The following is a 22464-nucleotide window of genomic DNA, read 5'->3' on the forward strand; positions in this document are numbered from 1 at the left end:
CATTCAAGCATTCTCCCTGCAAACGGTGGCGCCAGCCTGCGACCGCACAGGCCATGCGTCATCGCATTGTAAGCTGCATTCAGGGGAATTGTTCAGTACGCCAGTCAGGATTATTCATCTGGCATGGCGCCACCGGCGAGGGCGATTTGCCCCGCGCCGCATACGCTCTGCCGTGCGCTTAGCGTGAAACCAGGCGAACGCTGTTGACGCTGACGCCGCTGATGCTGCGCACGTCGGCCGGCAGACGCAGGCCCGACAGCAGCTGGGCGTTGTCGATGGTCACCTGTTCGCCCGCATTGCTGAAGGCGAACATTGCACCTTTCTGGGTGGCAAACTGGCCAGATCCGACGGGAGTGATTCTGACACTGGGTTTTGGCTGCATTTCGCGGTCGTCGATCAGACGGCCATAGAAGTGGCTGCCCTGCTGGAGCACTTCCAGGCGTTGCCCGTTCGACAGGCGGTATTGCCGTTCGATCTCGGACGCTTCCTGCGCCGTGACATGGTAGTACGCGTTGCTGCTGACTCTAACGCTGCCAGTCGTTTGTGGAGCCGCAACAGTTTGCGCGTGAGAGGCGCCGGCGACAAGTGCGAACAGGGCGGCGATAAGAGGGAGGAAGCGTTTGGTATGCATGACATTCACCTTCGATCAGGATGACGGGATTGGTTAGAGTTAGATCGTGTGGTCGCTGGCAGGTTTCCGGCAGGGACTGGTGTCAAGTTAGCAAACGTGCCTGGCCAGCGCCAGCGGCAGGCGATGGAAGGCAGGTTTTACGCGATGAAGCGCATAAAACGGCAGATGAATGGTTTTGGGATTAAAGTCGGAAGGCGGCTTCGGAGGCGAAATTAAATTTCGCCTGCCGGGTGTTTTTCGGCGCTATATTTGAATGAGAGAAATATTTCTCAATACAGCGTTTGCGCCGATTCGTGCAGCAGCTGGCCATACAGGGTATGGCGCATCTTGGCGATCTTACCTTCGGACAAGGCTTGCAGGATGGCGCACTGCGGCTCGATCAGGTGGCGGCAGTTATAGAACTTGCAGCCGCCCAGGTAGGGCTGGAATTCGCGGAAGGCCCGTTCCAGCATGCCCTCGGATAAGTGGTACAGGCCGAATTCCTGGAAGCCGGGCGAATCGATGATGGAGCTGTTCGCGCCCAGTTCGTCGAGCTTGTACAGGCGCGTAAAGGTGGTCGTGTGCTTGCCCGTGTCGAGCGCGGCGGAGATTTCGCGCACGGCGATGTCCGCGTCTGGCACCAGCAGGTTGATCAGGGACGACTTGCCCATGCCCGACTGACCGATGAGAATCGACGACTGGCCCGCCAGCAGGGGCGCCAGGGTGGCCACGGCGTGCTCCGGTTCGGCGCGCGCCGACACTTCATCGACGGGATAGCCCATCGAGGAATACGGCAGCAGGCGTTCCCGGGCACGCTCCAGCGAAGCCGTTACATCCGTCTTGTTGAGGATGATGCGCGCTTCGATGCCGGCCGCGTCGGCCGCCACCAGCGAGCGCGAGATCAGGTCGTCGGCAAAGCCCGGTTCCGTCGCCACGACGATGAACAGCTGCGTCAGGTTGGCGGCCAGCAATTTCGACTTGTACTGGTCCGACCGGTACAGCAAGGTCTTGCGTTCCTCGATGCGGTCGATGACGGCCTGGTCGTTGGAAGTGCGCGTCAGGTGCACGATGTCGCCCACGGCCACATTGGTTTTTTTGCCGCGCGTTACGCATTGCAGCTTGGCACCGTCCACGTCGGCCAGGTAATGGCGGCCGTGGGCGGCGATGATGATGCCCGTCAACTTGCCTTCGCTCATGGGGCCACCTGGCTGCTCTGGTAGATAAGGTCGGCCTTGGCGGCGCAGATGAAGTCGTTTTCGGACAGGCCGCCGGCACCCTGGTTGACCGAGTGCGTGTCGTAGCGCACGGCGCAGGTTTTGTAAGTAATGATGAGCTCCGGATGGTGGTCTTGCGTATGGGTCATATAGGCCAGGGCGTTCACGAACGCCAGGGTCTGGTAGTAATTCTTGAAGCCGAAGTCGCGGCACAGCTTGCCGTTTTGCACCGTCCACTGGGGCAGCAGGGCGTGCAGGGTGGCGATATCCGTGTCGCCCAGCGCCTGCTGGCGCGGCGTGCAGCTCAGTTGAGCCAGGTCTTGCGAAGTGGATGGCGTATTCATGCGGAAGCCCCTTTCAGGTGGCGGATGCGCACGCTGGCCGGCGGATGCGAGTCATAGAAGGCCGAGTGCAGCGGGTCGGGCGTCAGGGTCGACGCATTGTCTTCATACATTTTGACGAGCGCCGACACCAGGTCGTCCGCCTGCGTGTGCGTGGCGGCAAAGGCGTCGGCTTCGAATTCGTGCTTGCGCGAGCTGAGCGACGTCAACGGCCCCAGCAGGAAAGTGAAGACGGGCAAGGCCAGCATGAACAGCAGCAGCGCCAGCGCGTCCGTCGGCTGGCCCGTCAGCGCCAGCGCCACGGGATCGACGCCCAGGCCCGCGTAAAACCACGGCTGCGTCTTCAGGAAGCCCAGCAGCGCGAGGAAACCCAGCGAGATGACGAACATCATGGCGATGCGCTTGACGATGTGCTTGAGCTTGAAGTGGCCCAGTTCATGCGCCAATACGGCTTCGATTTCCTGCGGCGCCAGGCGCGACAGCAGGGTGTCGAAGAAGACGATGCGCTTGTTGGCGCCAAAGCCCGAGAAATACGCATTGCCGTGGGCGCTGCGCTTCGAGCCATCCATGACGAACAAGCCTTTCGAAGCGAAGCCGACGCGCTGCATCAAGCCTTCGATGCGGCTTTTCAGCGCTTCGTCGGCCAGCGGCGTGAATTTGTTGAACAGTGGGGCAATGACGGTTGGGAACAGCACCATCATCAGCAGCTGGAAGCCGCTCCAGACGAACCACGCGTACAGCCACCACAGGTCGCCCGACTTGGCCATCAGGGTCAGCACGACCCAGATCAGCGGCAAGCCGATGACGGCGCCCAGGCCCACGCCCTTGAGCATGTCCGTGAAAAACAGCTTGCGCGCCATGGTGTTGAAGCCGAAGCGCTGCTCCAGCACGAACTGGCGGTAATAGTCGAAGGGCAGGTCGATCAGGCCGGAAATGGCGGCAAAGGCGGCGATCAGGCCGATCTGGTACAACATGGGCGAGCCGGGACCCATCCATTCATTCAGGTGCAGCGCCAGCCATTGCAGGCCGCCCAGCAAGGTAAAACCGATCAGCACGGCATAGTTGATCAGCAAGGTCAGCAAGCTGAACTTGGTCTTTGCCACTGTGTAGTCGGCCGCCTTCTGGTGCGCGGCCAGCGGGATTTTTTCCGCGAATTCGGGCGGGACAACGGCGCGGTGCGCCAGCACGTGGCGGATCTGCCGCGAAGCGAGCCAGAAGCGCACGGCGAGGGTCAAAACGAGGACGGATACAAACAAAATCGAAAACGCGAGTGAATACATTCTGTGCCTGTGAGAAAATGGCTGATTATTTAGTTTGATTAGGCCAAGAGAGAATTATGTCACAAGCGACCGACTTAACTGCATCCACCCCCGCACCCGCGGTGCCCGCACGTCCAAATGAGATGAACCTGGTCTGGGTCGACATGGAAATGACGGGTCTGGAGCCCGATACCGACCGCATCATCGAGGTGGCGGTAGTGGTGACGGACATGCACTTGAACCTGCTGGCCGAAGGCCCCGTGTTCGTGATTCACCAGTCGGATGAAACCCTGAACAAGATGGATGCCTGGAACAAGGGCACGCACGGCCGCTCGGGCCTGATCGACAAGGTCAAGGCATCGACCGTGACGGAAGCCCAGGCGGAAGCGGAGCTGATCGCCTTCCTGAAGAAATACGTACCGGCAGGCAAGTCGCCCATGTGCGGCAACACCATCGGCCAGGACCGCCGCTTCATGGTACGCGGCATGCCGAAGCTGGAAGCATTCTTCCACTACCGCAATGTTGACGTGTCGACACTGAAAGAGCTGTGCAAGCGCTGGAAGCCGGAAATCGCCACCGGTTTCAAGAAGCACCAGAAGCACACTGCGCTGGCCGATATCCTCGAGTCGATCGAAGAGCTGAAGTACTACCGCGAGCACTTCATCAAATTGTAATAGTGTTGTCGGCTTACGCGCCCAGGCGCTAAGCCGACCTACATATGGCGCGCCGCGCCGGGGGCGTAGGTCGGATTAGCGGAGCGTAATCCGACGATCCTCCGCCGCGAAGATATCCAGGTGGCGTAGGTCGGCTTAGCGCCCTGGCGCGTAAGCCGACGCATCCGGGGCCGCGAAGACCAGGCCGTGCCAAACGCCGTCTTCATCCTGCCACTCCAGCGCAAACGGTCCCGTTTGCCGCAAGCCCGTGATCCACACTGTCTCTCCAGGTTCGCGAAAATACGCCACGCACTGCCCGAACGGCTGCTCCAGCCGGCACAGCACCAATCCCTCGCCCGCCACGGCGCACCATTGCTCGTGGACATCGATCAAGCCCACGGCCGGGTCGCCGTAGAACTCGCCCAGGCTGGTTTGCCGGCCATCGGCCGCCGTCACCTTGGCGTGTTCATATTCATGCTGGACAATATATTGGGCGCTGCGCGCCAGTTCCCTGCTCGTCATGCTGTCTCCACGGTGGGCCAGACGGTTTCCTGGTCGGCGCGCGCCTCGGCGATCAGCCATTCGCAGAAGGCGTGCACGAGGGGGCGCGTTTCCGCCTGGGGCGAACGCAGCAGATAATAGCAGTGGGGGCCGCGCACGGCATGTTCGAACACGCGCACCAGGCGGCCCGAGCGCAGGTCGTCGCCGATCAGGGGGCTGGCGGCGATGGCCACGCCCTGGCCGCTGGCGGCCGCGTCCAGGCACAGATACGTGTGCGAAAAGCGCGCGCCGCTGTTGCCGCTATTGCCGCTGTAATGCACACCGCAGCTGTGCAGCCAGCGCGTCCAGTCGATTTCGCCGGGCAGGTGCACTTCCGGCTCGTCGTGCAGCAGCGGGTAGCGCAGCAGGTCGTCGGGCTGGCGCAGGCTGGCCGCGTTGGCGCGGAAATCGGGGCTGCAGACGGCGGAAAACCATTCTTCCATCAATAAATCCACTTTCAGGCCCGGATAGCGGCCCGGTCCCAGGCGGATGGCCACGTCCACGCCATCGCGCGCCAGGTCGACCGGGTGCATCGAGGCCAGCACGCGCAGTTCGATCTGCGGATAGCGGTCGCGCAAGCGTCCCAGGCGCGGCATCAGCCAGCGCGAGACGAGCGAGCTGGTGGCCGTCACCGTCACCACCTTGTCATCGCCCTGGCGCCGCGCCTGCTCGGATACATCGGCCAGCTGGTTGAGTATCGGCCCCAGCGAGGCCGCATAGCGCTGGCCGGCGCTGGTGAGCACCACGCCGCGCGGCAGGCGCTGGAACAGCACGATGCCAAGCCACGCTTCCAGCTGTTTCACATGGTGGCCGATGGCACCGGCCGAGACGTGCAATTCTTCGCCCGCGCGCTGGAAGCCTTCGTGGCGGGCGGCCGCCTCGAAGGCGTGCAGGGCGGCAAGTGGGGGCAGGGGACGTGACATGGCATTCTCAAGAGAATTGAGCCTCAGTATTATTTGGCCTATCCGTGAAGAATATTGGTTTGTTTCATTTTGCGCAAGCGAATATGATGCCGGCTATGCGTGAAGTGACCCGCAATATGATTCACGCATGAATCATCTACCAGCCTTGCTTGGCATTTATATTTACAACGCCAGGGAAAACCGTCGCGATGCGCAGCAGGTTTGCCCGGGTGTACTCAAAGAGGTTAGTCATGTCTGATCGCCGCGCTGTTGCGCTGGTGTTGCTGTCGGCCGCCGGATTCGGCAGTTCCGCAGTGTTTGCCAAGGCGGCATATGCGTCCGGGGTCAACCCGTCGACCATGCTGGCCTTGCGTTTCGTCATCGCCGCCATGCTGTTGCTGCCGCTCGTGTGGCTCGGTGGCTGGCGCTTGCCGCGCGGCCGCCTGCTGGCCGGCTACATGCTGATGGGCCTGATGTACACGGCCCAGTCGCAAGGCTATTTCAATGCGCTCATGTATGCCAGCAGCGGCCTGTGCGGCATGCTGCTGTACGTGTATCCCGTGCTGGTCACCATCCTCGCGCTGGCGCTGGGCTGGGAAAAGCTGGACCGGCGCATGCTGGTGCTGATGGCGCTGGCCATTGCCGGCATGGCCATCACCCTGGGCGGCAAGCTGCAGGGCCAGCCCATCGGCATCGCGCTGGCATTGATGGCCGCCGGCGTGTACGCCGTGTACATCCTGTTTGGCAACAGCCTGTCGAAAAGCCGCGAGAATATTCACCCATTGGCCGCCTGTGTGGTGATCCTGGGCACGGCCGGCCTGTCGAACAGCGCGATTGCTTTGTGGCAAGGCGTGTCCTTGCCGGGCACGGCGACGGGCTGGCTGGCCGTCAGCGCCATCGCCCTGTTCTCGACGGCCATCGCGATTGCCGCCTTCTTTGCCGGCGTGGCGCAGATCGGCGCGGCCAAGGCATCCATCATTTCCACGTTTGAACCCGTCATCACGATGGCATTCGGCGTGACCTTGCTGAAGGAATCCGTCAGCGGCACGCAATTGCTGGGCGGCGCCATGGTGCTGGCCGCCGTGGTCTTGCTGGCACAGCGGCCCAGTGCCAAGCCGGTCTCCATGCCTGGCGTGCAAGCCAGCGCCTGAACTTTTTTCCTGAACTGATCGGCAATACCGATCGGTCTCCTTTGCGCCGCGACGGGTTTCCTGCCGCGGCGCTTTTTTTTGGCCGCGCACAAATAACACTTGATTGCGAATGATTCTCATTTATAATTGATTTCAAGATTCCCCCACCACCAGCCAGCCCATGCCAGCCAGTGTTCGCCTTGAAAGGAGACACCGTGACGAGCATGCCCCCTATTTGCAATACCGAGCTGGTCGCCGGCGAATTTGCCCGCCTGCGTCGCGAAAAGAAAGCCCGCCACCGCGATATCGCCGAGGAGCTGGCCATTTCCGAAGGCGAGCTGATCGCCGCGCACGCCGGCCTGTCGCTGGCCGATGGCGCCTTGCTGGGCGCCGAGCGCCTGCAGGCCGACTGGCCCGCCATCATTGCCGCCCTGGAACCGCTGGGTGAAGTCATGGCGCTGACGCGCAACGCCTCGTGCGTGCATGAAAAGACGGGCGTGTATCGAAAAGCCAGCCACAACAACCACGTGGGCCTGGTGCTCGGTGGCGATATCGACCTGCGCGTGTTTTACCGCCAGTGGGCGCATGGTTTTGCCGTTCGCGAGATGGGCGAGAAGGAAGTGCAGCGCAGCCTGCAGTTTTTCGATGCCGCCGGCCATGCCGTGCACAAGATTTTCATGAAGCCGCAAAGCGACCTGGCCGCCTACGACGCGCTGGTGGCGCGCTTCGCCGATGCGGATCAGGCGGCCGGCATTGCCGTGACGGCGCCAGCGCCGCCGCCGGCGGAACTGCCCGACGCGCAGATCGACGTGGCCGGCTTTCGCGCCGCCTGGGCCGACTTGCGCGACACGCATGAATTTTTCACCGTGCTGAAAAAATATTCGGTCTCGCGCCTGCAAGGCCTGCGCCTGGCCGAGGCGCGTTTCGTGCAGCAGCTCGACAAATCCTGCGTGCTCGACCTGCTCAATAATGCCGCCCTCGAAAAGGTGGCCATCATGGCCTTCGTCGGCAATGCCGGCATGATCCAGATCCATTCGGGACCCGTGCACAAGATCGCCGTGATGGGGCCGTGGATCAATGTCCTCGACACGCGCTTCAACCTGCATTTGCGCGAAGACCATATCGCCAGCGCCTGGGTGGTGAAAAAGCCGACCGTCGATGGCCTGGTGACATCGGTGGAACTGTTCGACGCCAAGGGCGACACCATCGTCATGTTCTTCGGCGAACGCAAGCCGGGCGTGCACGAACTGTGCGAATGGCGCAACGTCGTCGAGCGCGTGCTGCTGGAGGGCGAACTATGCGCCGCATGATCGCCGCCAGCGTGGCGCGCCGCATCGCGCTGAAAAAAATGGGGGCGGGAGCGCTGGCGCTGGCCGCGCCGATGCAGGTGCTGGCCGCCGTCAGCGACGCGTCCAAGCCGATGGTCAAGGCGCGGCGCATCGTCAGCGTGGGCGGCGCGTTGACGGAAATCGTCTATGCGCTGGAAGCGCAGGGGGAACTGGTGGGCGTCGATACCACCTCGCTGTATCCACCGGTGGCGCAACAGCTGCCGCAGGTGGGTTATGCGCGCACCTTGTCGGCCGAGGGCGTGCTGTCGCTGGCGCCCACGCAGCTGATCGCCACCGAGGAAGCGGGGCCGCAAACGGTGCTGCGCCAGGTGCGCGACGCGGGCGTGCCGGTGGCGGTGCTGAACGCGAATAACAGATTCGAAGGCTTGCTCGAACGGGTGAAACAGGTGGGCCAGATCACGGGACGCGCCGACCCCGCCGCGCGCCTGGCGCAAGCCTTGCAGCAGCAGTGGGACGGCGCCCTGGGCAAGGTGCGCCTGCGCAGCCACGCGCCTGTGCGCGTGCTGTTCATCCTCGCCCATGCGCCCAACCAGGTGATGGTGGGCGGGCGCGAGACGGGCGCCGACGCCATGCTCGCGTATGCGGGCGCCGTCAACGTGATGGGGGGATCGGCCGGTTTTGCCGGCTACAAGCCGCTCACGCCCGAAGCCGTGATCGCCGCGCGGCCCGACATCGTGCTCGTCACGGACCAGGGGCTGAAGGCATCGGGCGGCGTGGACGGCATCTTGAAGCTGCCAGGCCTGGCGCAGACGCCGGCCGGGCGCAAGCACCGCATCGTGTCGCTGGAAGCCATGCTGCTGCTGGGCTTTGGCCCGCGCATGCCGCAGGCGCTGGGCGAACTCGACGCCGCCTTCGCCAAAGCCATGACGGCATGAACGTGGCCTCCCTGGCGTCTGTCGCCCCGTGGCGCTGGCCACGCTGGGGCGCTGGCGGGCTGCTGGCCGTGGCGCTGTTTGCCGGCTTGGTCATCGCCGTGCAGGCGGGCGCCGTGCCGGTGACCTTGGCCGATTGGCTGGCACCGTTTCAATCCGGCGAGGAGACGCTGTCCGGCGGCGCGTATGTGCTATGGCATATCCGTTTGCCGCGCGCCCTGTTTGCCATCCTGATCGGCGCCGCGCTGGCGCTGGCCGGCGGCCTGACGCAAGGGCTGTTCCGCAATCCGCTGGCCGATCCGGGGCTGCTGGGCGTGAGCAGCGGCGCCGCCTGCGCGGGCGCGGCCACCATCGTCTTCGCGGCCAGCCTGCACGTGGCGCCCGAGCTGCGCGTGTGGCTGCTGCCGGCCGCCGCGTTTGCCGGCGCCATGCTGATCTGCGTGCTGCTCGACCGGGTCGCGCGCTGGGCCACCCCCGGCTCCATCGTCGGCTTGCTGCTGACGGGCGTGGCGCTGAACGCCATCACGGTGGCCGTCATGGGCTTGTGCATCTACCTGGCCAGCGACGACCAGTTGCGCACCCTGACTTTCTGGACCCTCGGCTCGCTGTCGGCCGGCAGCTGGCGCCAGGTGGCGGCTTTGCTGCTGGTGCTGGCTGGCGCGCTGTGGACCACGCGCTTCCTGATGCGCTCATTGAATGCGCTGGCGCTGGGCGAGGCGCAGGCGCTGCACGTGGGTATCGATGTGGGCCGGCTGCGCACGCAGGTCATCGTGCTGGTGGCCGTGCTGACGGGCTTTGCCGTCGCCTGGTGCGGCGGCATCGGCTTCATCGGCCTGATCGCGCCGCACCTGGTGCGCACCTGGCTGGGCGCCGACCAGCGCCGCGTCCTGCCCCTGGCGATGCTGGCCGGCGGCTTGCTGCTGCTGTTGGCCGACACGCTGGCGCGCACGGTCGCCATTCCCGCGGAAGTCCCCGTCGGCATTTTCACGGCCTTGCTGGGCGGGCCATTTTTCCTGATGCTGTTGCGGCGCTTCCGCCACGGCACAGCCTAGAGGTGAACATGACGCCCCTGCTGGAACTCTCCTTCGCCACCACACAACTGGGCCAGCAGTATTTCGGCCCGTTCAATCTGCGGATCGCGGCCGGCGAGCGCGTCGCCATCCTGGGCCCCAGCGGCGCGGGCAAGTCGACCCTGCTCAAATTGATGGCGCGCGAACTGCACCCGCAGGCGGGCCAGGTGGCGTTCGCGGGCAGGCCGCTGGCGCAGTGGCCGCTGGCCGACCTGGCGCGGCGCCGCGCCGTCCTGCCGCAGGGCTCGAACGTGGCCTTCGGACTGCAGTGCGAGCTGGTGATCGGCCTGGGACGGGTATCGCGCCTGGTCGACCCGCAGCTGGGGCGGATCGTGCAGGACGCGGCTACCCTGGCGCACGCCGGGCATTTGCTGGGCCGCTGCCTGGATACCCTGTCCGGCGGCGAGCAGGCCAGGGTGCAGTTGGCGCGCATCTTCGCGCAGATGTGGGACGTACAGGATGGCTTGATACTCGTCGACGAACCGCTGGCGGCGCTCGATCCCGGCCTGCAGTTCGATTTGCTCGATAGCCTGCAGCAGTTTTGCGCCGCGCGCGGCCACGCCGTCATCGCCATCCTGCACGACATCAATCACGCCTTGCTGGGCTTCGAGCGCCTGCTGCTGGTGCGTTCGGGCCAGCTGGTGGCCGATATCGCCAGCGATGCCGGCGCCGTGCCGCCCCTGGCCGCGCTGTACGGCATCGCCCTGACGACGGCGACCAGCAGCGATGGCGACGTGTGCGTCATCCCTGCCAGAAGCGCCGTCCGCAGGGCCGCCTGAGCCATTCACTCACCACACGTCCGCCGCGCGCGGCCGCGCCATCTGGCCGCTGCCCAGCAGCCACACCATCAGGGCCTCGGCCTGTTCGCGCGTGGCCGCCACCTCCTGCAGGATACCGAAGGCTTTCATGGCGCCGGCCGCCATCGCCTGCAGGCGCGCGCGCTGTTCCGCGTCCGCCTCGACCGATACGAGGCCCCGGCAAATGGCGGCCAGCGCTACCTTGTTGTGCTTGAGCCAAAGGCCGCGCCGCTTGCGGTCGATGTGCGCTTCATCGCTGCGTTCCTCTTCGAACAGCATGACGAACGGTTCGCCATGGCGCAGCAGGGCGTCCATGTCGTTTTCCCACAGCGGGGCATAGCCGGTAACGGCCGTTTCAGGGCGAAAGCGCACGACGGGAAAGTCGCTGACGTCGTGGATGGAGAAATGTGCGGGATTCGGTTTCATGGCGTGCTTCCTTGCGAGGTGGTTGAAAATGCTTGCCAGCCGCCGCCCAGCGCCTTGTAGACCTGGACCAGCGACAGCGACGCGGTGGCACGGCTGTCGACCAGCGCCGCTTCGTTGTTCAATAAGGTGTTTTGCACATGCAGCACGTTGATCAGGTCCGTGCCGCCCTGGCGGTACTGCAGTTCCGCGCTGCCCAGCGCCCGCCGTCCCTGCTTGACGGCTTCATCGAGGCTGGCCTGGCGGCGGGCGTTGGCCTGGTAGCCAGATAGCGCATCCTCCACCTCGTGCCAGGCGGCCAGAACCGTCTGGCGGTAGGCGATGGCCGCTTCCTGTTGCTGCGCCTCGCGCAGTTGCAGGTTGCCGCGCAGGCGGCCGCCATCGAACAGGGGCACGCTGAAGCCGGGGCCGAAGGCGAAGCGCCTGGCGTCCCAGCCGATGTCGGACAGCTGCATCGCTTGCAGGCCGACGCTGCCCGAGAGCGTAATGCGCGGATAAAAATCGCCCTGCGCCACGCCGATGGCGGCCGTGGCCGCGTGCAGCTGCGCTTCGGCGCGGCGGATGTCGGGCCGCCGTTCGGCCAGGCTGCTCGGCACGCCCAGCTGCACCTGCATGGTCATGGCGGGAATGTCCTTGGCCGCCGCCAGTTCCGCCCGCAAGCCTTGCGGCGGCAGCGCCAGCAGGAGGGCGAGGGCATTGCCCAGGCGCGCTTCGCGCTGCTGCAGCGGCGGCAGGCGCGCTTCGATGGTGGCGACATGGGCCGCCGCCTCGGCCTCGTCGAGCTGCGTCGCCGCACCTTCGCGCAGGCGGATGCGGGTCAGGTTCAAGGTATGGCGGGCGATATCGAGCAGTTGCTGCGTGATGGCCAGCGTCTGCTGCGCGCCGCGCAGCTCGATGTAGTCGCGCGCCGTTTCTGCCAGCACGGCCAGCAGCACGCCGCGCTGCGTTTCCACTGCCACGTCGACGCGCGCATCGGCAGCTTCCACTTCGCGCCGCACGCGGCCCCACAGGTCCAGTTCCCAGGCTGCGTCAAGGTTGCTTTGCCATAGGTTGTAGGCGGACTGGCCATTGTTGCGCGACGGGTCGCTCAAGCCCTGTTCGCTGTTGCGCGCGCGGCTGTAGCCGCCATTCGCACCCAGCGACGGGCCTTGCGCGGCGCCGATGACTCCGCGTGCGGCGCGGCTTTGCTCCAGCCGGCTGGCGGCCGCCAGCACGTCGAGGTTGGCGCCGGCGGCGCGCTGCAGCAGTGACGACAGGGTGGTATCGCCAAAGCTGTCCCACCAGCGCTGCTCGATGGCGCCATCCTGCTGTGCGGCGAAACGGGCATCCTGCGCCTGACGCCATTGCTGTCCCAGATCATGGTGCGGGCGCTGGAAATCGCTGCCGACGCTGCCGCAGCCGGCCAGGCCCAGGGCCGTGAAGAGTATCCATGCTTTCATCGCGCGCTCACCTGTTGCAGATGTTGACGGCGCATGGCCGTATCGATGCGCACTTCGGCCGACATGCCCACGCGCAGGCGGGCGTCGCCATCCTGGCCCGGATCGAGCGCGATCCTGACGGGGATGCGCTGCACCACCTTGGTGAAGTTGCCGGTGGCGTTTTCCGGCGCGATGGCGGCGAACGTCACGCCCGTGGCCGGCGCGATACTGTGTACCGTGCCGTGCAGGAGCACGCCCGGATAGGCGTCGACGGCGATGCTGGCGCGCTGGCCCTGGCGCACGTGGGTCAGCTGGGTTTCCTGCAGGTTGGCGACGACAAAGCTGCGGTTCAGGGGCACCACGGCCATCAGGCTGGCGCCGGGAGCCACCAGGGCGCCGACGCGCACGATGCGGCGTCCGACGATGCCGTCGATGGGGGCGCGCAGCTGCGTATGCGACAGATCCAGTTCGGCCCGTTGCAGGCTGGCGCTGGCGCGCAGCAAGGCCGCTTCGGCCGCGCCTTGCTGCGCTTGCAAAATTTCCGTCTGCTTGCGGGTGGCGACGAGGGCGGCGCGGTTTTGCGCCAGGCGCGCGCGGCTCACGTCGAAGCGCGATTGCGCCTGCTGCGCGTTCTGCACGCTGCCCGCGCCCTGGCCAGCCAGGTGCTGCGAGCGGGCCAGTTCCTGCTGCGCCAGTTTGTCTTCCGCCTGGTTGGCGTCGACCAGGGTGCTGGCTTGTTCGATCACCGATTGCTGGCGCTGCAAGGTGGCGCGGGCATTCGCCAGTTGCGCTTCGGCGCCGGCTACCTCGGCACGGGCCGAGGCGGCGGCGGCCTGGTAGTCGCGGTCGTCGATGCGCGCCAGCAGCTGACCCGCCTTGACAGTCTGGTTGTCTTCCACCAGCACTTCCCGCACGATGCCGCCCACCTTGGGTGAAAGCACGGTGTAGTCGGCGCTGACAAAGGCGTCGTCGGTGGCTTGTTCGTCGCCACGGGCGAACAGCAGTTGCCAGGCGCAAAAGGCGAGGGCGCAGGCCAGCAGGGCCAGGCCGAGAAGAAATGCGCGCGAGCGCAGTATGGGTGTTTGCATGGTGAAGCTCTTTCGTAACAATAGAAATCAGGCGGCGCGCGGAGGGAATACGCGTGTCGGCAGGATGGGAATGATCACAATCATGGCCAGCGCGATGGCGGCCACGGTGAGGTACAGGTCGGACGAGGTCAGGGTGACGACTTGCGCATGCATGCGCTGCGCAATTCCCGCCATGTCCACGCCGGCCGGCAGGTTGCCCAGGCGCTCGCTGAGCACCGTCGAATGAAAATGGTTGCGGCGCGTGATCAGCGCATCGAGCACGCCGGTGGCGACGACGGCCGACATGCCCTTGATGGTGTTGAACCAGGCCGAGGCGAACGGGCCATCCTGCGGCGCCAGGCCCGTGGTGGCCAGCAGCAGCAAGGGAATCACGGCCATCGGTTGCGCGAAGATCTGCACCGCTTGCAGCAGGTAGAAATGCGTGCGTATCCAGTCCGGCGACATGCGCGCGCCCAGCACGCAGGACAGGGCCAGCAGGGCCAGGCCGATGGCCAGCACCCAGCGGCAGTCGACGGCGCGGATGTTGCACAGGGCGGCCACCAGCGGCAGGGCGATCAACTGCGGCAGCGCCACCATCAGCATCACGGGCGCCGTTTGCAGCGGGCGGTAGGCGTGCACCTGCGCCAGGTAGGACGAGGGAATCAGGATCACGGCCAGCAGCACGAACAGCACGCCGCCCAGGGTCAGCAGGGCATGGCTGAGATTGCGCCGCGACAGCAGCTGCAGTTTGAAGAACGGCAGCGGGTGCGACCACTCGTTGATGAAGAACAGCACCAGCAGCAACAGACCGCCGCCCAGCAGCACGCAGATCAGCGGCGAGGCGAACCACGCCAGGCGTTCGCCCTGCAGCAATCCCACCACCAGCATGCTGATGGCGGGCAGGCCAAGCAGCAGGCCGCGCCAGTCGAACTGGCGCAAGCGCTCCAGGCGCAGCGGGTCTTGCGGCAAGCCCCAGGACACCATCAGCAGGGCGACGATGCTGCCCGGGACGACTTGCCAGAAGGCCCATTGCCAGCCCAGGTACTCGGTCCAGAAGGCGGCCAGCGGCGTGCCCAGGCTGGGACCGAAGGTGGCGCTCAGCGCATAGCCGCCCAGGCCATACAGCTTGATGTTCGGCGGCAGGAAGCGCAGCGCCACCGTCATCAGCATGGGCGGCAGGGCGCCGCCGGCCGCGCCCTGCACCACGCGCAGGACCATCAGCACGGACAGGTTCGGCGCGAACGGGCACAGCACGCCGGCGGCCATGCAGACGATGATGGCGGTGGCCGTCAGCCGGCGCAGCGAAAAGGTGACGGAGCACCACGGCGCGAACGCCATGGCCGAGACCGAGGCGGCCGCATACAGGGCGACGAGCCAGCTGGCGTCGTCGCGCGCGATGCCCATGGCGCCGCGGATGTCGGCCAGCGCGACCTTGGTGATGTTTTCATTCAGGCCGGATACCAGCACGGCCAGCAGCACGCCAGCCAGGCCCGTGGCCAGGCGCAGTCCGAAGATGGGAGGCGCGGGCGGCGCGGCCGCGGGGGCGGCGCCAGGAAGGGGTACAGCAGACACAGGGAACTCCGTGGATGAGGATCAGTCCACGCAGTATAGGTAGCCGTCAATCTTGTGAAAATTGATAATTAATGAATTCTGAATTGCGTCTGGCGCAATGATTGTGGGCTCAGACCCTAAGCGTCGGGTGGCGTGCCGTCGCACAGCTCCTTGATCATGCGGCGCAGCCAGCGGTGCGCATGGTCGTGGTCGAGGCGCGGGTGCCAGGCCTGGAAGACTTCCACGCTGTCGACGGGGATGGGCAGCTGGAAGGTGCGCAGCTTCAAGCCCAGGCGCTCGACGATGGCCAGCAGGGGCGTGGGCATCAGCGGCAGCAGCAGGCGCGAATCGGCCACGGCGAAGATGGCGGACTGGAAGTTGGGGCTGATCAGGGACACTCTGCGCGTGTAGCCCCGCTCGGCCAGGATGGTGTCGAAGGGACCGCGCGCCAGGCCGCGCCGGGAGACGCTGATATGTTCGTATTCGGTAAAGCTGTCGAGGTTGATGGGGCCGTCGAAGATCGGGTGATCGCTGCGGGCGATGCCGACAAAGCCGGTGGTAAACAGCTGCTGCAGCTTGATGTCGGGCGCGAAGGCGCGCCGCGCGCTGATGTACAGGTCGATGCGGCCAGCGTGCAGGGCGTCGTTTTCCGTGGCGCCATCGCCCTCTGGCACGAAGCGCAGCACCGTGTGCGGCGCATGGCGGGCCAGCAGGTCGCGCAGCTTGCCGCCGTAGGAACCGACAAACACGTCGTTGGCGCACAGGCTGAACGTGCGTTCCAGCGTGCGCAAGTCCACTTCGCGGCCCGACGTGAAGATGGCGTGCGCCTGTTCCACCACGCCGCGCACCTGCTCGCGCAATTCCAGCGCGCGCGGGGTGGGCGCCAGGCCGCGCCCGGAGCGCACGAAGACGGGGTCGCCGATGGCGTCGCGGATGCGCGCCAGGGTGCGGCTCATGGCCGGCGCGCTCAAATTCATGCGCCGCGCGGCGGCCACGGCGCTGCCTTCCTCGAGCAGGATGTCGAGGGCGACGAGCAGGTTCAGGTCAGGGAGTTTCATGCGGCGATTATAGCCCGGGGGCCAGCGCCAGCGCTGCGCCGGCACGACGCCGGCGCAGACAGTGATGCTACTGCGGGATTACTCGGCTGCCGGCTCGGCGCCGCAGCATTTCTTGAACTTCTTGCCGCTGCCGCATGGGCAGTCGTCGTTGCGGCCCACTTTCGGCTCTTCGCGCTTCATGGTCTGCACGGGAGCCTTGCGGCGCGGGACCCAGAAACGGTGGATGGCCGGCAGGTTCGCTTCCAGTTCCTGCGCCAGCTTGTGCGCCTTGACCGGGTCTTCCACCAGTTTCAGCTCTTCTTCCTTGATTTCGTCGGCGCCCAGCAGGTAGATCGGCTGCATCAGCTCGGCCACTTCGGAATCCCAGATTTCGTTCCACGAGCCAGGGCGCAGCTCCATGCCGTCCCAGAAGCCCCAGCACCAGGCTTCGGCGTCGATCAGGGTCTGGCCTTCGTAGTCGTGCTCGACGAACAGGGCTTCGAATTCCTTCGGCGCCACTTCAAACGTCACCAGCACTTCGTTCATGAAGCGCATGATCAGGTTGACGATGCGCTCTTCTTCCTTGCTGTTCTTGAATTTCGGCGCATCTTCGGCATCTTCGCCCCACACGCGCGGCAACCACTCGGCCGGCATGATCGGTTCCGGGCCGATGGCGACGGCCGTCAGATAGCCGTGCAGCATATCCATGGTCATCGCGTCTTCGGAGCAGCGCTCCGACAACAGGAATTGGTCTAATTCGTCGAATTCTTTTTCTGATAATGGCTGTTCGAGTTGCATGGCTTGCTCTTTATTGAATGTAAGCAGACAGTATACGCCTAGCGGCGCTTCCTCACCTAAGTGTTTGCACCGGCGGCCCGCGCGCGCCTTACAATGTCGCTTATGCACAATGAAAACCAGCCGCACGAGGACGACCGGCCCGTCCATCCCTTTTCCGCCCTGAGCCCCGATTGCGTGCTCGACGCCCTCGACAGCGTGGGGCTGCGCGGCGATGGCCGTCTGCTGGCCTTGAACAGCTATGAAAACCGCGTCTACCAGGTGGGCATCGAAGACAGCGCGCCCCTGGTGGCCAAGTTCTACCGTCCAGAGCGCTGGAGCGATACGGCCATCCTGGAAGAGCACGCGTTCGTGTCCGAGCTGGTCGAGCGCGAAATCCAGGTGGTGCCGGCGCTGGAAATCCATGGCAGCACCCTGCACCAGTACCAGGGCTTCCGCTTTGCCGTCTTCCCCCGCCACGGCGGCCGCGCGCCTGAGCTGGACGACCCGGCGACGCTGGAATGGATAGGGCGCTTCATCGGCCGCATCCACGCCGTCGGTGCCCTGTCCACGTACAAGGAGCGTCCGGCGCTCGACCACCAGACGTTCGGCGTCGAGCCGCGCGAGTTCCTGCTGGAGGGCAATTTCCTGCCGCCCGAACTGCTGGCCGCGTATTCCAGCGTGGCGCAGCAGGCGCTCGATGGCGTCAAGCGCTGCTATGACCGCGCGGGCGACGTGGCTATGCTGCGCACGCATGGCGACTGCCATGGCGGCAACGTGCTGTGGACGGATGCCGGCCCCCATTTTGTCGATTTCGACGACAGCCGCATGGGCCCGGCCATCCAGGACCTGTGGATGATGCTGTCGGGGGAGCGGGGCGACATGGTGCGCCAGATGAGCGACATCCTGGCCGGCTATGAAGATTTTTGCGACTTCGACCCGCGCCAGCTGTACCTGGTCGAAGCGCTGCGCACCCTGCGCCTGATCCATTATTCGGCCTGGCTGGCGCGCCGCTGGGACGATCCCGCCTTCCCCGTCGCCTTCCCGTGGTTTAACACGCAGCGCTACTGGCAGGACCGCATCCTGGAACTCAGGGAGCAGGTGGCCTTGATGGATGAAGCGCCATTGTGGCCTGTTTGACCTAAACGCCCGAAAAGCGTGGTAAAAGTCGCTCTTCTTGCAGTGCTGATTTGCATGTGCTTACTCGATAATGGTGTTAATAAATTCCCATAAGCAACGGAATTCACCCGAATAAGCGAGAAATCATGCAAGCACAGCAAAATCAGCGCCAGGCCGCCTCCCTCACCGTCGCGTATTCCGCCGACGACGAGTTCGACCAGGACAGCATGGTCTCGCTGCATGATTTCAAGGACCTGGAGCGCAAGGCCGATGCGCCTGTCCCTGCCGCTCCCGTCACCGCGATGCCCGAGCCGCAAGCCGGGCCGGCAGCCGACGTTGATGGCAAGGCACCGGCCGCCGAACGCCAGAAAATGGAATTGAAAGCCATCCACGAGGCGATTGCCCGCGTGGAAGCGGAAGCGAAGGCCACCTGCGCCGCCGAAAGCCGCGCGCTGGCCGAGGCGCGCGTGCGCTCGCTGGCCGAGGACCGCGCCGCCATCGACGCCGCCGCCGCCGCCGCCGCACAGCAAAATGCACAGGCAGCCGAAGAAGCGATTGCCGCCAACCGCGAACGTCTCGACACCATGCGCGCTGCCGCGCAAGCCAGCGTGGCCCGCCTGGAAGCCGTCAAGCAGGAGACGGCGGAACTGCGCGCCCGCGTGGAGTCGGACAATGAAATCCGCCTGGCCGCCGAACAGCGTTCGCGCGCGGAACAGGAAAGCCGCTTGCGCGCCAGCGAGCAGGTGGCCGTGCAGTCGGAACTGGCCGAACAGGCCGCCCGCGCCGCCGAAGAATTGCAGGTGCAGACGGAGCAGGCGCGCCTGCAGGCCGTCGAGCGCGTCGCCGCCGTGCAGGCAGCCAAGGAAGAAATGGTGGGCATCGCCTCGGCCGATGCAAGAGTCGCCGTGCTGGCGCGTGAACGCGAGCGCCATGCGCACGGTGCGCGCCAGACGGCGCAGATGCTGGCCGAAGCGGAAAGCGAAGCGCTGGACTTGACGGTGCAGCGCGAGCGTGCCGACCAGATCGCGCTGGAATCGGCCTTCAACCGGGCCGCCGCCGAAGTGCGCGCCCTGGAAGAAGCGCGCGCGCTGGCGCACCTGGAACAGGAACGCGAAGCCATCGCGCTGGCACAGGCGGAATCGGAACGCCATGCGGCGCAATCGCTGCGTTTGCGCCTGCAGACGGAAAAGGAATTGCGCGACGCGGCCATCCACCGCGAGCGCCTGGAAATGGTCGCCGTGGCCAGCGCGCAGGCGCGCCGCGATGCGGACGTGCGCATCCTGGCCGCCACCGAAGCACGCATCGAGGTAGACCGCCAGCTGCGCGCCGTGGCGCTGGCCCGCGTCGCCGCCGAACAGGATGCGGAAATCGCCGGCCACGCCAAGCTGGAAGCGGAAACGGCGGCCCTCGAAGAAACCAAGGCACGCGAAGCGGCCGAGCAGGCCGCCGCCGTGGCGGCAGCCCGCGAACTGGAAGAGCAGCAGCGCGCCGCCAGCCTGGCGCACGAACGGGCCGAACTGGCGCGCCAGGCCGCGGAACTGGCCGCCAGCCAGAACGAAGCCGAGCAGGCCGAGGTCGATGCCGGCCGGGCGACATTGGCCGCGCAGGAACAGGCGTCGCAACTGGCACAGGAAAAAGCGCAGCAGGCAGAGCAGCTGCTGCAGGCGGAGCAGGAGCGCCTGGCCGCCGAACAAGCCGCCATTGCCGCCTTGAAAGAGAAACTGGAAGCGGAAGCACTGGCGTTCAACGCGGCACAGGAACGCATCGCCGCCGAAGGCGCGCAAGCGGAACTGCTGCGCGGCCAGCAGGCGGCCGAACAGGCCTTGACGGAAGCGGCGCAAAAAGAAGCGGACGCCATCCGTATTTTGATGGATCAGGCCCTGGTCGAAGGCGAACAGAAAGCCGCTGCCGCGCAAGCCGTACAGGCACAGGCGCGCCTGGCCGTGGAACTGGGACAAGTGCATGCCGAGCGCGCCCGCGTGGAAGAATCCAAGGCGCAAGCGGCAGATGCGCTGCTGGCGTCCGAGCGCGATTTCGTCGCGGCCGAGCGCGAGTCGCTGGCCCTGATCGCGCAGAAGCTGGTGCAGCAGCGCCAGACCAGCAGTGCCGAAGAGCGCGCCTCGCAAGCCATTGCCGGCCGCCTGGAAGTGGAAAAGCAGGCGACGGCGGCTGCCGAAGCGCGCGCCGCCATGGAGCAGCAGGCGCTGGAAGCCATGCGCCAGCGCGAGCAGCTGGAACTGGCCGCGCAGCAGGCGGCCAGCGAGAAGCTCGCCGCGCAGCAAGCCTTGCTGGCCAGTGCCCAGGCCCATGCCGCCCTGCAGCGCAAGGCGGCCGAGACGACACGCGCGATGGCCGCCGCCAAGCAGCAATTGCTGGATCTGGAAACGGCGCGCGCGCAGCAGAAAGAGCGCGAACTGGCCGCCCTGCGCGCCAGCCTGGAGCAGCCGCAAAGCGCGTTTTCCAGTTCCCTGACCGCCGCCCGCGCGAAAGCAGAACAGGTCAGCTCGGCCAGTTTGACGCGTGAGGTGATCGAGCGCCTGACGCAGCCGAATGAATCCGCAGGCGCTGTCTGGCGCTCACGCTAGGCAGGATACCGAACCAAACCTACTGCGCGGCGCGCTTTGCGGCTGGCGATGCTCACCGTACTGGAAGTACGGTTGCGCTTCTCAGCCACAAATCACTGCCGCTCGCTACGGTTTTGTTCGATATCGTTACTTTAGTGGAAGAGAAGATTTTTTACGTTTTTCCATCAGAATTTTCTCCCCACCCCCACCAGCAACACATCCGCATCGCGGTGGTAATCCGTCACCACCCGGTTCCACGCCGCTTGCGCCACCCAGCGGCGGTTGACGTGGTAGCGGGCCACGGCCGACAGCAAGCCTGTCAGGCGCGTGCTGTGGCCCTGGCTGTCGCGCCCGTCCCACGCCACGTAGGGGCCGCCGCCCATGCCGAATTCCACTTTTTCGTTGAGCGAGCGGATCAGCCACAACTGGGCGGCCGCGCCGCGCCGGCGCGCCAGCGCCGTGCTGCCTTCGTCGATGAGCGTGGCGCTCCAGTCCACGTATTTTCCCGCCGCGCGCCGGTATTCCACGGTGAACGGGCGCGAGGACTCGGAGCGGAAGCTGTTGACGATGGTGTGGCCTGTCGATAAGGTCAGGGTGTCGTCGTGCGCCCAGTTCTGCAAGTGCAGCTTGGCGCCCGGCACGCCGTCATAGCGGTAGCCGGCGCCGATCAGCAGGTGCGTGGTAGTGTCCTTGCCGCTGGGGCGGATGCGGTTGACCTGGGCCATGGCATACCAGCGGTTGTCGAATTGCCAGCGCGCCTGCAGGCTGGCGATGGAGCCCCAGCCATGGTCATTGTCGAAATTGTGCGGTGCATCGTCCGTCTTGGCCGTGTCGAAGAAGAAGTAGCGGCCGATGCCGGCGCCCAGCATCAGGCCCTGCTCCACATTTTTCGTGCGCAGCCACACCTGGCCCGCCATGCCGTCGCGGTGATGGTCTTCCGGGTGCCCCTCGTTGATATACGACAGGCTCACCGCGTTGTAATTGCCCACCGGCTGCGTGTAGCTGATGGCGCCGACAAAGGTGCGCTCGTTGGTCGAGTTGACTTTCAGGGAACCGGCCATGCCGGCCAAGTCCTGTGCGTGGATGGACAGGGGGAGCGAGACGGCCAGCAGGGCCAGGACGGTGAATGGCATGCGCATGACGTTTCCATTGATGGGTGAATACACGCTAACGATAGGCTGGCGAAGTGCCATGCGATTGCGCAAGAATCTTGCACATTGACTACATTTGTAAACTGTTTAGCCAGGACTTGTCACAAGTGTATAAGAAAGCGGGAATGCGTGATGCGCGCCAATGTTTTCTTGTTGAGAATGCATCGGTGGCGGGCGGGCGGGAGGGGAGGCGCCGGCCTGAAGGAGCTGGCCGGCGCGATGCTGCTGAATGGCGGTATTACTGGCTCAATACGACTTTATCGGCAAAATATTCCGTCTCGCCGAAGCATTGCGTGGGCACGCCCTTGTGCTGGCTGTAGGTGACGAGAATGCGCTTGCCGGCGGCGGCCGACAACTGCTTGGCCACGTCTTCATCGCGCACGCTGAACTGGAATTTTTCCGGGATGGTGCCGGGCAGTGCCGTCAACAGCAATTCACCTTCCCATGTCTTGCAGATCCAGCCCCGCTTGGAGAACTTTTGCAGGTAGCCCGCCCGTTCGCCTTCCGAGTACGAGAAGCTGAGGGCCATCCACGTGTAGGCGGCCAGCAGCAGGAAGCCGGCCACGAGGAAGATGGCGAAGGCGAAGGTGACTTTTTTGGTCGTAGGGGTCATGGTAGGGTTG

At 65.4% G+C, this 22464-nt stretch carries 22 protein-coding genes; 8 read left to right on the top strand and 14 right to left on the bottom strand.

Annotated features, from left to right (window positions below; genetic code table 11):
* Positions 1 to 178: 178 nt before the first annotated feature.
* The 4 genes from LSO07_RS09000 to LSO07_RS09015 form a co-directional block, all read right to left on the bottom strand.
* Positions 179 to 631: a hypothetical protein gene (locus tag LSO07_RS09000; RefSeq protein ID WP_151093439.1), complete on the bottom strand. Its 453-nt coding sequence runs from the start codon at positions 629 to 631 to the stop codon at positions 179 to 181.
* 269 nt (positions 632 to 900) lie between these two features.
* Complete coding sequence (gene rsgA, locus LSO07_RS09005; protein ID WP_099665016.1) at positions 901 to 1806, bottom strand: ribosome small subunit-dependent GTPase A; 906 nt, start codon at positions 1804 to 1806, stop codon at positions 901 to 903.
* Entirely contained in the window at positions 1803 to 2168 is a 366-nt protein-coding gene (locus LSO07_RS09010; protein ID WP_070259695.1) for a 4a-hydroxytetrahydrobiopterin dehydratase, read from the bottom strand. The genes rsgA and LSO07_RS09010 overlap by 4 nt, the downstream gene beginning before the upstream one ends.
* Positions 2165 to 3445, bottom strand: coding sequence for a M48 family metallopeptidase (locus tag LSO07_RS09015; protein ID WP_151093441.1), 1281 nt, complete (start codon positions 3443 to 3445; stop codon positions 2165 to 2167). The genes LSO07_RS09010 and LSO07_RS09015 overlap by 4 nt, the downstream gene beginning before the upstream one ends.
* A 56-nt stretch (positions 3446 to 3501) precedes the next feature.
* Between LSO07_RS09015 and orn the strand changes: the two genes are divergently transcribed.
* Positions 3502 to 4098: an oligoribonuclease gene (gene orn / locus LSO07_RS09020; protein ID WP_170846480.1), complete on the top strand. Its 597-nt coding sequence runs from the start codon at positions 3502 to 3504 to the stop codon at positions 4096 to 4098.
* A 135-nt stretch (positions 4099 to 4233) separates the two neighbouring features.
* Here the strand turns inward: orn and LSO07_RS09025 are convergent, their stop codons facing one another.
* Complete coding sequence (locus tag LSO07_RS09025; RefSeq protein WP_151093443.1) at positions 4234 to 4599, bottom strand: hypothetical protein; 366 nt, start codon at positions 4597 to 4599, stop codon at positions 4234 to 4236.
* Positions 4596 to 5540 (bottom strand): transcriptional regulator GcvA, encoded by a 945-nt coding sequence (gene gcvA, locus LSO07_RS09030; protein ID WP_151093445.1) that lies wholly within the window; start codon positions 5538 to 5540, stop codon positions 4596 to 4598. Before gcvA ends, LSO07_RS09025 begins: the two co-directional genes overlap by 4 nt.
* Positions 5541 to 5770: 230 nt before the next feature.
* Here gcvA and LSO07_RS09035 point away from each other — a divergent pair, with 230 nt between their 5' ends.
* From LSO07_RS09035 to LSO07_RS09055, 5 genes are all read left to right on the top strand, one after another.
* Positions 5771 to 6670, top strand: a complete 900-nt coding sequence (locus LSO07_RS09035; RefSeq protein WP_034785067.1) for a DMT family transporter — start codon at positions 5771 to 5773, stop codon at positions 6668 to 6670.
* A 203-nt stretch (positions 6671 to 6873) separates the two neighbouring features.
* Positions 6874 to 7959 carry a hemin-degrading factor gene (locus LSO07_RS09040; RefSeq protein WP_151094130.1) on the top strand — a complete coding sequence of 362 codons (1086 nt, stop codon included), beginning with the start codon at positions 6874 to 6876 and terminating at the stop codon, positions 7957 to 7959.
* Positions 7947 to 8873 carry a heme/hemin ABC transporter substrate-binding protein gene (locus LSO07_RS09045; protein ID WP_151093447.1) on the top strand — a complete coding sequence of 309 codons (927 nt, stop codon included), beginning with the start codon at positions 7947 to 7949 and terminating at the stop codon, positions 8871 to 8873. Before LSO07_RS09040 ends, LSO07_RS09045 begins: the two co-directional genes overlap by 13 nt.
* The gene (locus LSO07_RS09050) at positions 8870 to 9922 is read left to right on the top strand and encodes a FecCD family ABC transporter permease (RefSeq protein ID WP_151093449.1); all 1053 of its coding nucleotides are present in this window, start codon (positions 8870 to 8872) and stop codon (positions 9920 to 9922) included. The genes LSO07_RS09045 and LSO07_RS09050 overlap by 4 nt, the downstream gene beginning before the upstream one ends.
* Positions 9923 to 9930: 8 nt before the next feature.
* Positions 9931 to 10719 (top strand): ATP-binding cassette domain-containing protein, encoded by a 789-nt coding sequence (locus tag LSO07_RS09055; protein WP_151093451.1) that lies wholly within the window; start codon positions 9931 to 9933, stop codon positions 10717 to 10719.
* A 9-nt stretch (positions 10720 to 10728) separates the two neighbouring features.
* On the opposite strand, the gene LSO07_RS09060 is transcribed toward LSO07_RS09055, so the two are convergent.
* The 6 genes from LSO07_RS09060 to LSO07_RS09085 all read right to left on the bottom strand — a co-directional run bounded on the left by LSO07_RS09060 (position 10729) and on the right by LSO07_RS09085 (position 17031).
* On the bottom strand, positions 10729 to 11163 hold the full coding sequence (locus LSO07_RS09060) for a hypothetical protein (protein WP_191909609.1): 435 nt from the start codon (positions 11161 to 11163) through the stop codon (positions 10729 to 10731).
* Complete coding sequence (locus LSO07_RS09065; RefSeq protein ID WP_151093453.1) at positions 11160 to 12599, bottom strand: efflux transporter outer membrane subunit; 1440 nt, start codon at positions 12597 to 12599, stop codon at positions 11160 to 11162. Before LSO07_RS09065 ends, LSO07_RS09060 begins: the two co-directional genes overlap by 4 nt.
* Entirely contained in the window at positions 12596 to 13666 is a 1071-nt protein-coding gene (locus tag LSO07_RS09070) for an HlyD family secretion protein (protein WP_034785075.1), read from the bottom strand. Before LSO07_RS09070 ends, LSO07_RS09065 begins: the two co-directional genes overlap by 4 nt.
* Positions 13667 to 13693: 27 nt before the next feature.
* Positions 13694 to 15217, bottom strand: coding sequence for an MFS transporter (locus LSO07_RS09075; protein ID WP_034785076.1), 1524 nt, complete (start codon positions 15215 to 15217; stop codon positions 13694 to 13696).
* A gap of 116 nt (positions 15218 to 15333) precedes the next feature.
* Entirely contained in the window at positions 15334 to 16254 is a 921-nt protein-coding gene (locus LSO07_RS09080) for a LysR family transcriptional regulator (RefSeq protein WP_034785078.1), read from the bottom strand.
* A 78-nt stretch (positions 16255 to 16332) separates the two neighbouring features.
* Entirely contained in the window at positions 16333 to 17031 is a 699-nt protein-coding gene (locus LSO07_RS09085; RefSeq protein WP_034785080.1) for a UPF0149 family protein, read from the bottom strand.
* Between the two features lie 102 nt (positions 17032 to 17133).
* On the opposite strand from LSO07_RS09085, the gene LSO07_RS09090 reads away from it, so the two are divergent.
* Positions 17134 to 18147, top strand: coding sequence for a serine/threonine protein kinase (locus tag LSO07_RS09090; protein WP_151093456.1), 1014 nt, complete (start codon positions 17134 to 17136; stop codon positions 18145 to 18147).
* 125 nt (positions 18148 to 18272) lie between these two features.
* Entirely contained in the window at positions 18273 to 20711 is a 2439-nt protein-coding gene (locus LSO07_RS09095; RefSeq protein ID WP_151093459.1) for a hypothetical protein, read from the top strand.
* A 164-nt stretch (positions 20712 to 20875) separates the two neighbouring features.
* Here LSO07_RS09095 and LSO07_RS09100 read toward each other — a convergent pair whose 3' ends face one another.
* Complete coding sequence (locus LSO07_RS09100) at positions 20876 to 21829, bottom strand: hypothetical protein (RefSeq protein WP_151093461.1); 954 nt, start codon at positions 21827 to 21829, stop codon at positions 20876 to 20878.
* A 250-nt stretch (positions 21830 to 22079) separates the two neighbouring features.
* The gene (locus LSO07_RS09105; RefSeq protein ID WP_034785089.1) at positions 22080 to 22454 is read right to left on the bottom strand and encodes a hypothetical protein; all 375 of its coding nucleotides are present in this window, start codon (positions 22452 to 22454) and stop codon (positions 22080 to 22082) included.
* Positions 22455 to 22464: the final 10 nt, after the last annotated feature.

This window comes from Janthinobacterium sp. PLB04, assembly GCF_021165895.1.
GTDB lineage: Bacteria > Pseudomonadota > Gammaproteobacteria > Burkholderiales > Burkholderiaceae_D > Janthinobacterium > Janthinobacterium lividum.

Bases quoted from the DNA above. Each gene is read 5' to 3' on its own strand.
- LSO07_RS09090 (WP_151093456.1), top strand. From the start codon at position 17,134: ATGCACAATGAAAACCAGCCGCACGAGGACGACCGGCCCGTCCATCCC.
- LSO07_RS09060 (WP_191909609.1), bottom strand. From the start codon at position 11,163: ATGAAACCGAATCCCGCACATTTCTCCATCCACGACGTCAGCGACTTT.
- LSO07_RS09100 (WP_151093461.1), bottom strand. From the start codon at position 21,829: ATGCGCATGCCATTCACCGTCCTGGCCCTGCTGGCCGTCTCGCTCCCC.
- LSO07_RS09000 (WP_151093439.1), bottom strand. From the start codon at position 631: ATGCATACCAAACGCTTCCTCCCTCTTATCGCCGCCCTGTTCGCACTT.
- LSO07_RS09025 (WP_151093443.1), bottom strand. From the start codon at position 4,599: ATGACGAGCAGGGAACTGGCGCGCAGCGCCCAATATATTGTCCAGCAT.
- orn (WP_170846480.1), top strand. From the start codon at position 3,502: ATGTCACAAGCGACCGACTTAACTGCATCCACCCCCGCACCCGCGGTG.
- LSO07_RS09040 (WP_151094130.1), top strand. From the start codon at position 6,874: ATGCCCCCTATTTGCAATACCGAGCTGGTCGCCGGCGAATTTGCCCGC.
- LSO07_RS09045 (WP_151093447.1), top strand. From the start codon at position 7,947: ATGCGCCGCATGATCGCCGCCAGCGTGGCGCGCCGCATCGCGCTGAAA.
- LSO07_RS09105 (WP_034785089.1), bottom strand. From the start codon at position 22,454: ATGACCCCTACGACCAAAAAAGTCACCTTCGCCTTCGCCATCTTCCTC.
- LSO07_RS09035 (WP_034785067.1), top strand. From the start codon at position 5,771: ATGTCTGATCGCCGCGCTGTTGCGCTGGTGTTGCTGTCGGCCGCCGGA.
- rsgA (WP_099665016.1), bottom strand. From the start codon at position 1,806: ATGAGCGAAGGCAAGTTGACGGGCATCATCATCGCCGCCCACGGCCGC.
- LSO07_RS09055 (WP_151093451.1), top strand. From the start codon at position 9,931: ATGACGCCCCTGCTGGAACTCTCCTTCGCCACCACACAACTGGGCCAG.
- LSO07_RS09010 (WP_070259695.1), bottom strand. From the start codon at position 2,168: ATGAATACGCCATCCACTTCGCAAGACCTGGCTCAACTGAGCTGCACG.
- LSO07_RS09050 (WP_151093449.1), top strand. From the start codon at position 8,870: ATGAACGTGGCCTCCCTGGCGTCTGTCGCCCCGTGGCGCTGGCCACGC.
- LSO07_RS09070 (WP_034785075.1), bottom strand. From the start codon at position 13,666: ATGCAAACACCCATACTGCGCTCGCGCGCATTTCTTCTCGGCCTGGCC.
- LSO07_RS09080 (WP_034785078.1), bottom strand. From the start codon at position 16,254: ATGAAACTCCCTGACCTGAACCTGCTCGTCGCCCTCGACATCCTGCTC.
- LSO07_RS09085 (WP_034785080.1), bottom strand. From the start codon at position 17,031: ATGCAACTCGAACAGCCATTATCAGAAAAAGAATTCGACGAATTAGAC.
- gcvA (WP_151093445.1), bottom strand. From the start codon at position 5,540: ATGTCACGTCCCCTGCCCCCACTTGCCGCCCTGCACGCCTTCGAGGCG.
- LSO07_RS09015 (WP_151093441.1), bottom strand. From the start codon at position 3,445: ATGTATTCACTCGCGTTTTCGATTTTGTTTGTATCCGTCCTCGTTTTG.
- LSO07_RS09065 (WP_151093453.1), bottom strand. From the start codon at position 12,599: ATGAAAGCATGGATACTCTTCACGGCCCTGGGCCTGGCCGGCTGCGGC.
- LSO07_RS09095 (WP_151093459.1), top strand. From the start codon at position 18,273: ATGCAAGCACAGCAAAATCAGCGCCAGGCCGCCTCCCTCACCGTCGCG.